Source organism: Mesorhizobium escarrei, from assembly GCF_935825525.1.
GTDB classification, from domain to species: domain Bacteria; phylum Pseudomonadota; class Alphaproteobacteria; order Rhizobiales; family Rhizobiaceae; genus Mesorhizobium; species Mesorhizobium escarrei.
This window is the reverse complement of the sequence record NZ_CAKXZT010000134.1, coordinates 39,021-53,938: the sequence shown is the minus strand read 5'-3', so window position 1 is coordinate 53,938 and position 14,918 is coordinate 39,021. Positions and strand designations below refer to the sequence as shown.

The following is a 14,918-nucleotide window of genomic DNA, read 5'->3' as shown; positions in this document are numbered from 1 at the left end:
GTGTTCGAGGCCGACTAGCTGCACGACCGGGCGAGAGCTAGAACATCCTCCCACGAAGCGCTCGACCCCTTCGAAACACAGGATGCAAATTGCTCTTCACCAAGGGTTTCGCGGGTCACCGATATAATCTTCTGAAAGTCGGCGTTGTCGGTCGGCTCGAACTGGGCTCCAAATCGCGTTAAGCGCGCCTGGATGGCACCGATGATCCAAGCAGCTTCCTTGGCGGCTCCCTTTGCCAGGAATACCCCGCTGACAGCGGCAGTCGCCAGGTTGACAACCACCGGGTAGTCATACCTCTCGCTGATTGCCAAGGCGTCGCGGGCCAACCTGGCTGCCTCTTTCCAGTCTCCTTGGTGCAGCCTGAAATGAGCCAGGTTCTGCAACAAATGACCTGGCCAGTAGGTATCCCCGAGACCTTCCAGCAGGGAAAGAGCTTCCTGATAGTATTTCTCGGCCGTCTTCTCGTCGCCTTCTGAACGGGCCCCTTCGCCGAAAGCGATCAACGCCACCACGGCCCCATAGTCGTCGCCCAAGTCCCTGAAGAGTTCCAGCGACCCGCTTATCAGTTCGAGACCGGTTTCCAGATCTTCTCCCAACATCACCTTGGCAATGCCCAAAATAATGCCGGAACTCGCTGCACCGGCTTGATTGCCAAGCTCCAGACAGAGCCTATGGCTTTCATTGGACAATTCGTGAGCCCTTGCAGGATTGCCCGACATGTAGCTGATCCAACCTGCTGCATCCAATATCTCGGCGAGCGGACCTGCCTCTCCTACGTGCCGAGCCTGCGCCACAGCTGCTTTCGACCACCGCTTCGCTTCAGAGAATTGGCCACGGGAGATCCAGAACCACTTCAGCGCGCAAAATAGCTTGGCCGTCCCGTCCGCGTCTGACTGCTTCATCAGCCATTCAAGAGCAGCTCTTATGTTGCCGGTCTCCTGGAAAAGCCGTTCGACGCAATCCCGTTGATTGTGCCGCATCACGTTCGGAGCATCGTCCGCGACGAGGGCGGCAAAGTAGCGGGCATGCTGCGCCTGACAATCCTGCAACGAACCCGACTGGCTCAGGCCTTGGCTGGCGTACTCTCGAATGGTGTCGAGCAAGTGGAGCCTTGGCTTCCCGAGCGCCACATTCTGATACACTAGGCTCTTTGCTAGAAGCGACTCCAAGTGTTCGACGGCCTCATCACCGTTGCACCATGGAGCCATCACGTATTCTGCCGCCGCCACGTCAAACCCACCCACAAAGACAGACAGCTTCCGGAACGCCTCGCGCTGGTCCTTCGTAAGAAGATCCTCACTCCATTGAATGGCCGCCCGCAAGGTGCGGTGGCGTGGGTCGACATCTCTCACCTTGTGCTTGAGGCTGTGCAGACCTCTGACAAGCCGCCGCGAGAGTGCAGCCGGATCCAGCACGCGTATGTGCGAAGCAGCGAGCTCGATCGCCAAGGGCAAACCGTCGAGGCGCCGACAGATTTGAACAATCTCACGTGCAACGTCGGACGTTAGCCTAAACTCTGGACGTTCTCGCTGGGCCAGGTCGACGAAGAGCCGTACACAGGGGTTCTGCGAAACCTCGTCGAAAGGGGCCCTTTCATCGGGGAGAGGCAGCGGTCCCACGACAACTTCCGTCTCACCTCGAACGCCCAAGGTCTCCCGGCTGGTGACAATGAAAGCAAGATGGGGACATTCCTTCATCAACGACGTCACGGTCGGGGCACCGGCAATGACGTGCTCGAACGTGTCAAGAATCAACAACAAGTGCGCATCGCCGATCGAGTTGCGCAGGGACTCGATCGCAGAAAGTCCAGCTACTTCCTGTATGCCTAACGTCTGGCATATCGCAGACGGAATCAAATCTGCACTGTGGATGTTGCCGAGCTGGGCAAAGAATACGCCACGAGCGAAGGATTGTATCAGTGACCTGCCAACCACGAGCGAAAGAGACGTCTTTCCAGAACCGCCCGTGCCGGTCAGTGTGACCAATCTGCGCCCGCTTTCGAGGATAAGTCGCCGGACCTTCTCGACGTCCGCGTCCCTTCCGAAGAATGCCTCCTGCTCGAGAGCGAGATTCGTCCTGTTTGCACCCATCGACGAGATGGGCGCAAAATCGCTGGGCAGTCCTGGAACCACCAGATCGAACAGCGCTTCCGGATAGCGCAGATCTTTCAGGCGGTGGAAGCCAAGGTCGCGGATGTGCATGCCCGGCTGAATTGCACTTTGAGAGATATCATCACGGACGGCATGCGAAATCACAATCTGCCCACCGTGCGCAACTGCACTTATTCGAGCCGCGCGATGTACTTCTATGCCCACGACCGCGGATTCATGCCGCTGCACCTTGCCAGCGTGCAAACCCATTCGCACTTTGGGCTCGCACCCCTTAGCCCATTTTTCCTTGCTGATTGCAATTTGGGCGTCGATCGCTGCCCGAACCCCCAGGTCCGCGCCGGGGAACAGCGCGAAGATGGAATCTCCGGCAACCGCGACTTCCTCTCCTCCATGCGACTCGATGGCGTTTCGGAGCAGCTCACGGTGCCGCGACAACATCAATGGATAGACATCGGCATATCTGTCAACGAGCCCTGTCGACCCCTCGATGTCCGTGAACAGCATGCAGACGCTTTCACTCTGCAAGCCGTCGCTGTTGGTTAGTTGCGTTCCCATTGTGGTTGGTGTTCCATAGGCTCCTGAGCACTTGCAGGCGGAAAGAGAATGCGTCTCAAGCTTTTCGTCAGGGCGTGCAGGTCCCGCTGCTTCGCCAAGTCCGGAGTCGACAATCTCCCACTGGTCGCCAGCTCGTTCCAACACGAGACTTGGTGGGCGCACGCAAGTTCCAGCTCGGCGTCTTGAAGGTCGCTCGCCTCAGGTGAAATCCCGAGTCGCCGTGCCTCCCTCACCGCTCGATTGAATACGTTGAACCCTGTAAGAGCGGCGTCGAAGTCGAAGGAAGTGCTGATCGCGGCCCAGAGCGTATTTGCCTGCTCGACCGTCAGCTTGCTGGTGATTTCTTGTGTTGAAAGTCCATGCAGATGCATGCGGTGAATGTATCCGGAAACCACGATCCACGCCACCAGATCATCTCGGATTGCATCTATTTTGGTGCCGTCGAGCGGGTCAGGCCCACGCTCGCGCCCTTCGTCCAACAATCCGAACAGTCCAGGCCCATATTTTGGCGGCTGTGGTCGCAAAGCCCCCGTCCGCAACCATTTTTCGAGCCTGCGAAACGCCAGCTTCGCGTCCTGCCGCTTTGCGTCGGCCCCCTTGAGAAACTCTTGCGTCGCCATAGGAGGTATGACCCCGGCATCCTTGAACGCCGCGCTCCATGTGCGATGAGAGTAATGCGTTGATTTGGCAGCTGCAACGATGGAAACACCGTCGGCTGCCGTCATCACGCCAAGGTTCACGGCTCGGCGCAATGCAACACGGATATTGATGAGCGGATCTGTCAGCGAGGGATAGGGCCTATCCTCCCTGAACGTGACGGCGACTTCATCCTCGGAGGATATCGCGCGCCGCCGGTATAGGCGGTAGACGATGCCAATCCCCAGCGCGCCAGCTGGGTAACAGTCTGCGGAACGCAGCGCGCCCATGCTCGAAGCTCCGATGACGACAGCTCCGTCTTTGATGACATCAATGACCTCGCGCGGGGGAACAGCGAGTGAGCCGCCAAAGACACCATCGATTATGAGAAAAATGGAATGCTTGAGGATACGGTAGCGATATAGGTCACCGCGCCGGCAGGGCCGCGCCACCAGGGCGTCGGGCAGAACCGAGAGAACATCCTCTCGCGGCGCCGTTGGCCCAATGAAAACGATCGGCGGCAGCTCATGCATCACAAGAGGTGTCTCGCACATCTCCAGCCGACGCGATGGCGGTCCGCGACGAAGGCGGAGAGGCCAGGCACCCTGACCCTCACGACTGCAATGCCTAGATCGTCGCGTTTCATGTCCACGGCGATTGCTTGCCGGATGCCCACCGATCCCAGCCGATCGAGAATATAGTCAGTTTCGGATTCCAGATCGTCGAACGCCCTGCTTCGAAGCGCTGAGAACGGGACCATCGGCGCCTTGCAGAGCAGATGCCGTCTTGCCGAGAGCGTGAACGGCCGAGCCGTTGCGGACAGGCCGTTGAAAGTGTCTCTTGCGCCCTGAATGACGCCAACACGCGACTGGAATGCTTCGGTAACCGCTCGCCGAAGGGCCGTTTCTGTAACTGTGTCGGCTCCCCAGCCACCGAAGACATGCGTGATCGGGCCGTGCTCGGTTAGGAAGGCGCGATCGACCAGCATGCAGCCGACAACCGGGATTTCCAGATCGCTGGTCAGGTCCTCAAGAACGACATCCATGCCGACTTCGGTCGCGGACAAGACGAAGCGCTTACAGGATTCTGGAATCGAGTCCGGATCGATCCTCGCCTTGTGGGGTGGCACGCGCCCGTCATCCCCGAACAGATCGAAGAACTGATGCTGGCTCACAGCGTCTCGCTCTATCACTTCCAGGAGCGCATGGCGCAGCGCCTCCGCATAGGTAGCGGCTGCGGCCAGTCCGTTCGTATCGACATGATCCAATATTCCCTGCTTGGGCGGCGTCCTAGCGAGGTCGGCCGCGATCCAGATCGGCCGGGAACCGTATAGATCCCAGGCCTCGACCCATTCGAACTCCAGGTTCGCTTGGTAAGCGGTCCGCGGCGGCAAATCGAAATCCAGAGGATCAGCGACGTTGACACCGGATGCGCGAAGCTGCTCGAAGCTCGCACAGCGGGAGGGAGCAGCAATCCGCTCGGCCGCGACCCTTTCTACCGCCTCCATAATCGCGCTGATCCGCGCCGATCGCCGATCCGGCCCCTTCCCCAAATGGGTCGTCAAGTCGCTTGCGAGCGGCGAAATCGCCGCGAACACCGGCGCGCCCACGCAGTCAAGGGGCGTGATATCCGCCAAGCGTGTTATTGGCAATCGGTCCAGTATCCCTTCAACCAACTCTTCAACGAAGCCAAGGTCGCAAACTCTTCCGCTTTGTGGCGAGAGTTTCCCGAAAGTCTCTGCCTTCGCGGCGGGCCAGGTGCTAAGCCGGGACGTCAGTGCCTCAGCCTTCTTACAAGCCGCAAACTGCGAAATGGTAATCTTTGTTGTGTAAGGTGAGATGAGACCCGGTGCTTTCCGCGATCTTTTTAAGAACCGTTATTTCATCAGGACTCAAGTTCGAAATCACATCGTGAACATTCGGCGGCAACATGTTCTCTTGGATGTCGGGGATTACCCCGCTGTCTTTCAAGCTTTGGAAATTCTTTGCAAAATCCGGCATCGGTTCCCCCTGAATCTCGCGATCTGGAAACAGTCTGTGAAGCAGCAATGCGAAGATATCGAGCGCTATTGTAATTGGTCTCCTGGAACTGTCCAGTCGTTATTAGCAGGTCATAATACATCTGAATTGCCTGAGCGCTGCGGAGGATTCTCGTTCAGGGGCAGGTGTCGTCGTGGCCGACATTAGTGACGCTGATGACGTCCGAAGTGACGAGTTGAATGTGCAGCCGAGTTCCAGCAGAATGGGTCACACCTCAGAACGCCAAGGCGAATCGGAGGGAGTTTGCCGGGAGTTCGACGGCTTGGCCCCTCGGCTCATGAGCGCTCAGTTCGTTATGTCCTCTCATGAAGGTTGTAAGTATGTCCATCGCCAACAGTGAAAGCGTCAGGACCAAAGTCGCTCTCTGTATCGGCCCGCTCGAGGCTGCGTTCGAGAAGCTGTGGAGCCACGATCCGCTGGAACAGGTCGTCCCACCCTACCTTGTCTTGCTTCACCAGCTGATGCGGGCCTCAGTCCCGTTGATGGGCCGTGGGGCTGAAGTCTGTGAAAAGCTGGCGGCAACGGATCCTTTGGCGAGAAGGTTGGGTGCTTATTATCTCGGCCATATCGAAGATGAGCGGGACCACGATGCTTGGGCGCTCGAGGATCTTGCTTCAGCAGGTTACGATGTGGACTGTGCGCTTTCGATTGTGCCCTCGCCCCAGTTGGCCAATCTCGTTGGCTCGCAATATTACTGGCTGAACCATCACCACCCGATCATGCTGATGGGATACATCACAGTTCTCGAAGCATTTCCTCCTTCCAAGCAGCGTGTCGATGAAATCCGAGATCGGTCGGGCGTTCCTGAAGCGGCATTCAGGACATTGAGAATTCATGGAGAGCTTGATCCGACACATAGTGCCGAGATCGACGACACATTGAATGAACTCCCGCTGGGCAAAACCCATCTCGAAATGATTGGCGTGAGCGTCCTTCATACTTGCGAGTGGCTCTCCAGGAGCGTCCAATCCTTGAGACCCGTCGAGTTTTTGGCGAGAAGGGTTCGCTGACATACAGCAACCGCGTTCGACACGTCGCATAGCCGACCTGCTCGTTCGCTGTGTGCAAGGGGTAGCCAGCTCACCGTCTGCACAATTTGGTGATGTAGAGGTGACAATTGTGCGCCGCATCGAGCAGGATCTCTCCGGGCGCACAAAGATGCTCCACGCCAGACCGGGCGAAGCGGACGCGCGTTGGGCCAGCGACAGCCGATTTCGGAGGCACAGCAATGATCGCGTATCGAGGCGCCAGCCCGACCAGCTGACGCCCGATCGGGCGCTGGCGTCGCAGCCGGCGGCACCGTGACGCGACATTTCTACTTTGCTGAGAGCGCGACATTCGAACTTGGTTGCAACATGGGCGAACAAACATCGAACACGCCATAATGACTTCGCGCACATGCTGGGATCCGCTGTTCGTCATGGGCTCAGTTGCGCCAAGAGCGACCCTTCCGAGCCGAGAACCAAATGTGTCGCATTAGGGGCCGACAGCGGGCTGGCAGCTTTGGCCCTCGGATCTTCAATAGCTGACCTTCAAGTCGGTGCGAGTAACGTCGTGACGTGACCCGTTCCGGACTTTGATGAGGCCGCACGGAACGGTCCGCACAGGGATTGGAAGCTGCCATTCGAGCTATACAGGGGATGAATCGAGTTTAGCGAAGGCTGACGTTCATTCTGCGGTTGTATATCCGCTATGTGCTCCCTGGCGGGAAACGTCCGCAGTGAAAGGCTGTTTGACAGCCGCGCCTGGAGAAGGTGATCCTGATCTGTCAGTTCTCCCTTGTCGACGCTTCATCGGCGGTAAGGGCGCGCTCGCGCGTTCCGGAGACGATGATCTCCAAGACCTCGTGCTCGTCCGTGCTCCTGATGTAGCGGTCGCCGACGTTCTCGCCGCGCTTCAGCACCATGACGCGGTCGCCCACGGCGAAGATGTCGACCAGGCGGTGCGAGATAATTATCTGGGCGACACCCTGCTTCTTCAGCTCCAGCATGGTTTCGAGCAGGCGCTCGGTTGCCATCACCGAAAGATTCGCGGTCGGCTCGTCGAGGACCACCACGCGCGGCTCGAACGAGATCGCGCGGGCGATCGCCACGGATTGCTGGCGCCCGCCCGACAGGCTCTCGACCTTCTGATAAACGGAGTTCACGTCGACCTTGAGCCGCTTCAGCACTGTGTCGGCTTGCGCGTACATCTTTCGCCGATCGACGAAGAGCCCTCTGAGCGGCCAGCGACCAAGGAAGATGTTCTGGCCGACATCCATATTCCCGCAGAGCGCGAAATCCTGGTAGATCATCTCGATGCCGGCGTCGCGACTTTCATGCGGGCTCTTGAAGTGAACCGGCTGTCCGGCAACGAAGATTTCCCCAGTGTCGCGTTGATAGGCGCCGGTCAGAATCTTCATGAGTGTCGACTTGCCGGCCGAGTTGTCGCCTACCAGGCCTAGGATCTCACCGGGATAGAGCACGAGGTCGACGTTGCGGAGCGCCTGCACGGCCCCAAAGGCTTTTTCGATGCCACGCATTTCCACGATCGGCTCGGGCGGCGTCCCGTCACGCATGAGTGGTTTCCGGTGTTCGTGCGCCTCTTGCGAGGCGTGCCCGCAGGCGTCCAAAAATGTTGGCCTGACGGACCCAGATGTCAATCAGCACCGCGACGATGAGAATGCCGCCGATGAAGACGTTGATCCAGTGCTGCGGCATACTGAAGCCCTGGACATTGAGCTGCAGCAGCGCCCGAACCAGGGTGATCACCGCCGCGCCCGCGAGCGCGCCGATGATGGTGCCATGGCCGCCGAAGATCGAACCGCCGCCGATGATCACGGAGGCGATGGCGTCGAGCTCACGGAACTGGCCGGCGACCGGGTTGAAGCTGCGGAAGTAGGCGACGTTGATGATCCCGGCCATGGTCGCGCAGAGTGCGGCCAGCATGAGCGCGACGAAGCGGACCCGGTTCGTGTTGATACCGGCATAGGCGGCGGCGCGGACGTTGCCGCCCGTCGCGTACACCTTCTGCCCGAACGGCGTGTAGGCGAGGACGACGCCGGCGACCAGGGCCACTAGCAGCATCCAGATGGTCTGAACGCTGACCACCTCGGCGACCGTGCGGAGCAGTCCGTCAGGTAGCGCGATGTGATAGTGCAGCAGAATGTCGTTCACCTTGCGGCCAAGAAGGTTGTAGCCCTCGGGCCAGCCGGTCAGTTGTTGGCCGGCGACAAACCAGGCGGCGAGGCCGCGGGCGATATAGAACATGCCAAGCGTGACGATGAAGGCCGGCAGCTTAAATCCGACCGTGACGATGGCGTTGACGAGACCGGCGGCCATTCCCGCGAGCAGCCCCATCGCGACGGCGGTGAGGGGGTCGGCGCCGAGGACTTTTAGGAAGTAAGCCGCGGTGCTGCCGGCAAGCGCAAGCACCGCCCCGACGGAAAGATCGATATCGCCGGCAGCGATGACATAAGTGAGCCCGATCGTGATCAGCGCCAGTTCGGTGTAGTTGAGCAGGATCGCGAAGCTGTTGGACAGGTTCCACCAATAGTCCGGCCTGAGAGCGAAACCTGTCAGCCACAGCACCACCGTCAGGATAATGGCGAGCGCGTCGCGCCGGGCGAGAAATTTGCCGAGCCCAGCCGCCGACAGCGCCATGTCGGTCGCCATCGCCCCCTTGGTCTGGACGCCCTCGATCGCGACGCCGCCGATCTCGTAGGCGGGGGGTGGCGGCCTGCCGCGGAGCCATGCCCAGAGCCGCGCCGCGACCTGGCGGCGGATGAGATAAGGCTCGATAAGCACCGCGATGACGAGGAGCAGTCCGAGGAAGACCGGCACCGCGCCCACAGGCAGCGAGTAGACCGCGTTGACGGTTATTTCCTCGTCGCCGATCTTGATGATGCGCGTGATCGGCCAGCCCTCGCGCAGCACCTTGTCGAGCAGCACCACCAGTAGGGCGCCAAGGCAGGAGCCGGCGACTCGGCCGCGTCCGCCGAGGATGGAGGCGCCGCCGATGATCACGGCGGCAATGACGGTCAGCTCGCCGCTGACGCCGTAGAGCGGCGTCACGCCCTTGTCCTGGGTAGCCGACAGCAAACCGGCAAGGGTCGCGCATAGCGAGGAGATCAGGTAAGCTCGGATGCGCACCCAGTTCGTCGGTATGCCGGCATAGGACGCCGCCTGCTCGTTGCCGCCGGTTGCGAAGGTCTCATAGCCCCAACGGGTCTTGGCGAGCACATAGGCGCCCATCAAGGCGACGACGGCGAAGATGACGATCTGGTTGTTGAAGCCGAAGACGTTCGTCTCGCCAATGTCGAAGAACAGCGGATAATCGTTAGCCTTGGCGGGATAGTAGATGGCTTGGCCGTGCGTGAGCGCGAGCACGAAGCCGCGACCGATGAAAAGCATCGTCAGCGTGGCGATAAACGCCGGCACTTTCAGTAAGGTGACGAGCACGCCGTTGACGAGGCCTATCACCGTGCCCAAGAGCGCGCAGAGGATCACCGACGTGACGATGGCGAGATCGAGAAAGCCTGGCGCGAACAGCCTTGCGAAAACCACGGCTATCAGACCATAAGTGGAACCGACCGAGAGATCGAGGTCCTTGTTGACGATGACGAAAGTCATTCCGACCGCGATGATGGCAACGCGCGAGGTGTCGCGGAGCAGCGCATGGAACGCTTCGGTTGACCCGAAGAACGCGGGATTGACGAAAGCGCCGCCGAGATAGAGCAACAGCAGCAGCGCGAGCAGCCCCGCCTCCCAGGCGCCGACAATCTGGGACGGCGCACGGCCGAGCGATGTGGTCGCGATAAACGCCATAGGTCTCTTCTGGTCAATTTCCCTGCTGCCGCTGCGGGGGGATCTTGCGCCCTCCCGCAGCGATTTCAGATGTCCGACCGGGACTCAGTTCTCGAACCGTTTGCCGACCTTCTCGACGTCCTCCTGCGTCACGAGCTGGGCGCGTGTGTCGAGATTGGCCGCCGCGATGCCGCGGTCAATCTGCAGATAGAGCTGCATGACCGGCCAGAAGCCTTGCAGGAACGGCTGCTGCCCGAGCGCGCCGGTCAGGTCGCCGCTCTTCAACGCATCCTGCTGAGCCGGGCCGAGGTCGAAGCCGTAGGCGCAGATCTTGCCGGTCTTCCCGGTCTGGGCGACGGCCTTGGCAAGGGCCGGCGTGAACACGTTGTTGCCGGCGAAAGCGCCGACAACATCGCCGCGCGATTCGAACAGCGTGACGATGCCATTCACCGGATCGTTCGGATTGGTGTCGATGCCGGTGTTCTCCGGACCGGCGTCGACCTTGAAGTTGGCGAGTTTGCCGGCGTCGTTCAGCTCCTTGACGATGGCATTGAAAGCGGCGGTCACGCGGTTATTCACCTCGACGTTGCCCATCGCGGTGGAGGACGGTAGCACGATCGTGCCCTTCTCAATGCCCTTGTCGGCCAGGCATTTTACCAGCGCCTCACCGGCGATCGCTGCGGCCGATGCGTCCTGGCCGGTATGGCTGATGCGGCTGCGGTTAAGGAGCGTGCCGTCGAACGAGTTGGTCGTGGCGACGGGAATGCCCTTCCCCTCGGCGGCCTTGACGATGTCGTTATAAGCGCCGACCTGCGGCGTCGTCATGATTATGCCGTCGACGGTGGGATCCTGCACGATCTGGTTCAGAATTTCGATCTCGCGGGCGGGATCGTCGGTTGGCGATTCCGAACCGAGCAGCAGGATAGTGGCGCCGATCATGTTGCCGGCGACCTTGGCTCCGACATAGACCGGGTCGAAGAAACCGTTGCCGGCCGTATGCGTCACGATGGCGAAAGTGAGGTGGCCATCGGCCGAATGGAAGTCCCTTGTGCCGGGAGCCTCCTTTGCCGCTTCTTCGAAGCTGTAGCCGCCGACTGCTTTCTCGACGCTGCCGGACTGCGTGAAGGCGTCCGAGACGCCGAACAATAACGCCGCGGCGCATACCGCGAGCGAGAAAATACGCCTCATAATTGCTCCTCCCTTGAAACCAGCGAGGTCGGAAGCCACTCGGGCGAACTTTATCGAAGGGGTCCGAATGCCTCCTCCCACTCGACGATATTCTGCGCAAAGTCGGTCCAGGTAAATAGTGCTCCTCACTTGCACAGACGAATTGGTTCAGAGCGAGAAGCATCGGCGCCGGCGAAAGTCTCCTATTGCATGCGAGGGCCCGGCCAAGAGTCGGTCGGCTTTGTTCCGGCAAGCAGCAAGCGAAGTCGGAACCAGGCGGATGCCCGTCCTGCGATTCATGCACCGACGACAATTTTGATCAGGCAATGAGCTGATGCGACCGGCGGTATCCGGCACACGCTTCAAGCACGGTGTGATCGTGCAATCTCTACCAGGACGCGCTTACCTTGATAGCCAGATGAGTTTAGAATTGGTCTTCCAGGCGGCTCGTCAGAAGCCGCCGGCGAAGAGGCTTATGGAGGGAGGAAACCATGACGCCGATCGATCCCAACATGTCGCGTACCTGGAATAGGTCAGTGCTCGGCGCGGCCGTGCTCGGCATGGGTGTGCTGCTGACGGGAACCAGCGCAGGCGCAGGCTCTGTGGACAAGACCCCATTCGGGAACACGCAGGACGGCAAAGCCATCGATCTGTACACGCTCACCAACGACAGGGGCGCGTCCGTCAAGTTCATCGCCTATGGCGGTATCATCACGGCGATCAATGTGCCCGACCGCTGGGGCAAGCTCGACAACGTTGTGCTCGGCTTCAAGGAACTCGCCGATTACGAATCCATGAACCCCTATTTCGGCGCCTTGATCGGGCGCTACGGCAATCGCATCGGCGGCGCCAAGTTCACGCTCGACGGCACGCAATACCAACTCGCCGCCAATAACGGGCCCAACAGCCTGCATGGCGGTACGAAAGGCTTCGACAAGGTCGTCTGGGCGGTCAAGCCGCTGAGCAGCGTCAGCGGCGCCGCAGCACAGCTCAACTACACGAGCAAGGATGGCGAGGAAGGCTATCCCGGCACGCTCACGGTCCAGGTCGTCTATAGCCTCACCAACGACAACGAGTTGCGCATCGACTACGAGGCGACGACAGACAAACCAACGGTGGTTAATCTCACGAGTCATTCCTACTTCAATCTCGCCGGCGACGGCACGGGGGGGATCGATGATCACATCCTCACGATCAACGCCGACCGCTACACGTCGGTCGATGCGACCTTGATCCCGACCGGGCAGCTCGCCTCCGTGACCGGCACGCCGTTCGACTTCCGCCAAGGGGCGCCGATCGGCGCACGCATCCGCTCGAACGACCCACAGATGGTCTATGGCCGCGGATACGATCACAACTTCGTGCTGAACCGGTCGGGCAGTGGGCTTTCGCTCGCCGCGCGAGTCTACGAGCCGCGCTCGGGCCGGATCATGGAGATCTCGACCACCGAGCCCGGGGTCCAGTTCTACAGCGGCAACTTCCTCGATTCGACGCTCGTCGGCGCGGCCGGTCAGCAATATCGCCAGACCGACGGCTTCTGCCTTGAGACGCAGCACTTCCCGGATTCGCCGAACAAGCCGTCATTTCCGACGACGGTGCTGAAACCGGGCGAAACGCTGAAGTCGACTACGATACACAAATTCTCCACCGACGCGTCCTAGCGCTGCAGCTGCGTTCTTCTGGTTGCTGAATCGATGGGTCGCCATGATTCTGAGATCATGAATGACGGGCGTTCGATCGAGGTAGCCCTTCCCCGGCGGAACACGCAGCGTGCGGCGAAGCAGGCGAACGTCTGCGGCTTTCACACAAAGCCGCTGGCCATAGCCAATCAGACCTTCATGCAGGTCGCTGTCTACATCTGAAGGGGGTCGATTCAAGCCCGTAGCGCGAAGGGCGGCTTTGGAGAAGCGCCGGGGAGGTCGGCAATTGGCGGTTCTTGACATGTAGTCTGCGCCTCGGTCATGTTGCCTCTCCACCTGCACTACCGCAGCCACGCCTCCCGATCAAAATCGATCCTGGACTGTGTTTCATGCGGGGGATGATGCCCTGGTCAATTTCACAGCTTGGCCCCAGCAGATCGCGAAGGTCTATGAGGGCCTGCTAGACAGCTCGCAGCCGAATTCGCAGAATCCTAAATTTTGTGACCGGATCGCCAACACTGAAACGTCAGGGAAAATTCCGTCGCATAATTCGGACGCAAAACTTGGCATTCCGCCAATGACTTTCGCGACAGCCAAGATCATCGTCCCGTGTCAGCTTTCTTGAGAATCCTGAACAAACCGGACCGTCTCCTCCCAACCACGCGTCTCGTCTATTTGGCCCGCTCGATACTGCAATGGTGAGCCTGGCGCTACCTTCCCGGCAGGCTCGAAACAAGGGTGGGAGCCTATTCGGAGCTCGCCACGGGTGCGATCAGCGGCGTGATGCGGCGGATCGCGACGCGCCGGTTCTCGCGTTCGGGCTCCTGGGTTTCAACCTTCAGGTACTGCTCGCCATAGCCCTGCGTCTCCATGTTCTCGGGCGCGATGTCGAAGACGTTGGTCAGCGCGGTCGCCACCGCCTCGGCTCGCTGATCCGACAGTGCCAGGTTCGCCACCTCCGCCCCGACCGCATCGGTGTGGCCCTCGATCAGGAAGGTCTCGCCCGGATTCTCCTTGAGCAGGCGCTGCATGGCCTCGGCGACGCCTTCGAGCTTGCCGATCTCGCTCTCCGGGATCTGGGCCGAGCCGAACTCGAAATTGATGATGTCGAGATCGATGCGCCTGACTTTGTCGCGGATGCGCGCCGAACGCCGGACCTCGTCAAGCGAGTAAGTGCGCTCCACCTGCTCGACCGGCGGCTGGTCGAGGAACGTATAGTAGTCCTCAGGGTCCTCAACCCACTCCGCGTCCAGTATGTAGTCGCGAACCGGAATGTCGAGGTCGAGCGGCGGCAGGTCGAGGCCGGGATCGCGCCATTCCAGCACCTCGTCGTAATGGTCGTCTTCGACATAGACGAGGGCGATCTCGCGATCGTCGGGCAGGACCTTCACGCGACGGACGACGTCTCCCCAGCGGTTGCGGATCGTAACGATCCGCGTCCCGTCGGGACGGACCACAACCTCGCGCTGCCGGCTGCGCGGCAGTTCCTCGTAGTAGACCTCGCGCGCGCCGATGATGAAGCGCTCCTCGCGGGGCCGCTCGATGAAATAGGTGTTGTTGGTCTGGTAGATGAAGCGGTTGTTGACCTCGCGCACAAGTTCGGCGCCCTCCGGAACCTCGGGACGCTCCCTGCGCGGGCGTTCGATGCGGCGGCCTTCCTCGGAGAGGACGGAGCCGATTTGCACTGGATTTGTCGAGGCTCGCGCCTGCGCCGCGGCGTCGCTTTCGGGCAGCCGCTCGGCCCTAGCCCGAGCGGCCTGGTCCGGCTCGGCGCCGCCCGGCTTGCGCCTCATCGGCTTTTCCTTGGCGCTGTCAAAGAGCCTGGCGGCGTTTTCGGGACGACGTATCGCCGCCTCGCGCTCCTTACGCCTCTTCTGGCGTTCCTCTGTGATCGCGGGCTCGGGCTCGGCGGCACGCTGTCTGGCGGCCTCGCGCTCCTTGCGCCGCTTCTGGCGTTCCTCAGCGATCGCGGGCTCGGGTTCGGCG

11 protein-coding genes are annotated in these 14,918 nt (G+C 60.6%); 3 read left to right on the top strand and 8 right to left on the bottom strand.

Annotated elements, in window-relative coordinates:
- Window positions 1-14: 14 nt before the first annotated feature.
- From NMG80_RS19780 to NMG80_RS19765, 4 genes are all read right to left on the bottom strand, one after another.
- The gene (locus tag NMG80_RS19780) at window positions 15-2,666 is read right to left on the bottom strand and encodes an adenylate/guanylate cyclase domain-containing protein (protein ID WP_254019649.1); all 2,652 of its coding nucleotides are present in this window, start codon (window positions 2,664-2,666) and stop codon (window positions 15-17) included.
- Entirely contained in the window at window positions 2,651-3,835 is a 1,185-nt protein-coding gene (locus NMG80_RS19775; RefSeq protein WP_254019648.1) for a TfuA-like protein, read from the bottom strand. Before NMG80_RS19775 ends, NMG80_RS19780 begins: the two co-directional genes overlap by 16 nt.
- Complete coding sequence (locus tag NMG80_RS19770) at window positions 3,835-4,953, bottom strand: YcaO-like family protein (protein WP_301943373.1); 1,119 nt, start codon at window positions 4,951-4,953, stop codon at window positions 3,835-3,837. Before NMG80_RS19770 ends, NMG80_RS19775 begins: the two co-directional genes overlap by 1 nt.
- A gap of 139 nt (window positions 4,954-5,092) precedes the next feature.
- A complete protein-coding gene (locus NMG80_RS19765) occupies window positions 5,093-5,302 on the bottom strand; it encodes a hypothetical protein (protein ID WP_031255812.1) in 210 nt (69 codons plus the stop codon).
- A gap of 359 nt (window positions 5,303-5,661) precedes the next feature.
- Here NMG80_RS19765 and NMG80_RS19760 point away from each other — a divergent pair, with 359 nt between their 5' ends.
- A complete protein-coding gene (locus NMG80_RS19760; protein WP_254019647.1) occupies window positions 5,662-6,351 on the top strand; it encodes an iron-containing redox enzyme family protein in 690 nt (229 codons plus the stop codon).
- Between the two features lie 758 nt (window positions 6,352-7,109).
- Here the strand turns inward: NMG80_RS19760 and NMG80_RS19755 are convergent.
- The 3 genes from NMG80_RS19755 to NMG80_RS19745 form a co-directional block, all read right to left on the bottom strand.
- The gene (locus NMG80_RS19755) at window positions 7,110-7,898 is read right to left on the bottom strand and encodes an ATP-binding cassette domain-containing protein (RefSeq protein WP_254019646.1); all 789 of its coding nucleotides are present in this window, start codon (window positions 7,896-7,898) and stop codon (window positions 7,110-7,112) included.
- Window positions 7,891-10,146, bottom strand: coding sequence for an ABC transporter permease (locus NMG80_RS19750; protein ID WP_254019645.1), 2,256 nt, complete (start codon window positions 10,144-10,146; stop codon window positions 7,891-7,893). Before NMG80_RS19750 ends, NMG80_RS19755 begins: the two co-directional genes overlap by 8 nt.
- Before the next feature lie 84 nt (window positions 10,147-10,230).
- Window positions 10,231-11,313, bottom strand: coding sequence for a substrate-binding domain-containing protein (locus NMG80_RS19745; RefSeq protein ID WP_254019644.1), 1,083 nt, complete (start codon window positions 11,311-11,313; stop codon window positions 10,231-10,233).
- 470 nt (window positions 11,314-11,783) lie between these two features.
- Here NMG80_RS19745 and NMG80_RS19740 point away from each other — a divergent pair, with 470 nt between their 5' ends.
- On the top strand, window positions 11,784-12,953 hold the full coding sequence (locus NMG80_RS19740; protein WP_254019643.1) for an aldose epimerase family protein: 1,170 nt from the start codon (window positions 11,784-11,786) through the stop codon (window positions 12,951-12,953).
- Between the two features lie 57 nt (window positions 12,954-13,010).
- Window positions 13,011-13,154, top strand: coding sequence for a hypothetical protein (locus tag NMG80_RS19735; protein WP_254019642.1), 144 nt, complete (start codon window positions 13,011-13,013; stop codon window positions 13,152-13,154).
- Between the two features lie 524 nt (window positions 13,155-13,678).
- Here the strand turns inward: NMG80_RS19735 and NMG80_RS19730 are convergent.
- The coding region (locus NMG80_RS19730) for an OmpA family protein (protein ID WP_436798640.1) at window positions 13,679-14,918 on the bottom strand (1,240 nt) is incomplete at its 5' end.

Coding starts and splice junctions, on each gene's coding strand:
- NMG80_RS19780 (WP_254019649.1), bottom strand. CDS start 2,666: ATGGGAACGCAACTAACCAACAGCGACGGCTTGCAGAGTGAAAGCGTC.
- NMG80_RS19775 (WP_254019648.1), bottom strand. CDS start 3,835: ATGCATGAGCTGCCGCCGATCGTTTTCATTGGGCCAACGGCGCCGCGA.
- NMG80_RS19765 (WP_031255812.1), bottom strand. CDS start 5,302: ATGCCGGATTTTGCAAAGAATTTCCAAAGCTTGAAAGACAGCGGGGTA.
- NMG80_RS19760 (WP_254019647.1), top strand. CDS start 5,662: ATGTCCATCGCCAACAGTGAAAGCGTCAGGACCAAAGTCGCTCTCTGT.
- NMG80_RS19755 (WP_254019646.1), bottom strand. CDS start 7,898: ATGCGTGACGGGACGCCGCCCGAGCCGATCGTGGAAATGCGTGGCATC.
- NMG80_RS19750 (WP_254019645.1), bottom strand. CDS start 10,146: ATGGCGTTTATCGCGACCACATCGCTCGGCCGTGCGCCGTCCCAGATT.
- NMG80_RS19745 (WP_254019644.1), bottom strand. CDS start 11,313: ATGAGGCGTATTTTCTCGCTCGCGGTATGCGCCGCGGCGTTATTGTTC.
- NMG80_RS19740 (WP_254019643.1), top strand. CDS start 11,784: ATGACGCCGATCGATCCCAACATGTCGCGTACCTGGAATAGGTCAGTG.
- NMG80_RS19735 (WP_254019642.1), top strand. CDS start 13,011: ATGAATGACGGGCGTTCGATCGAGGTAGCCCTTCCCCGGCGGAACACG.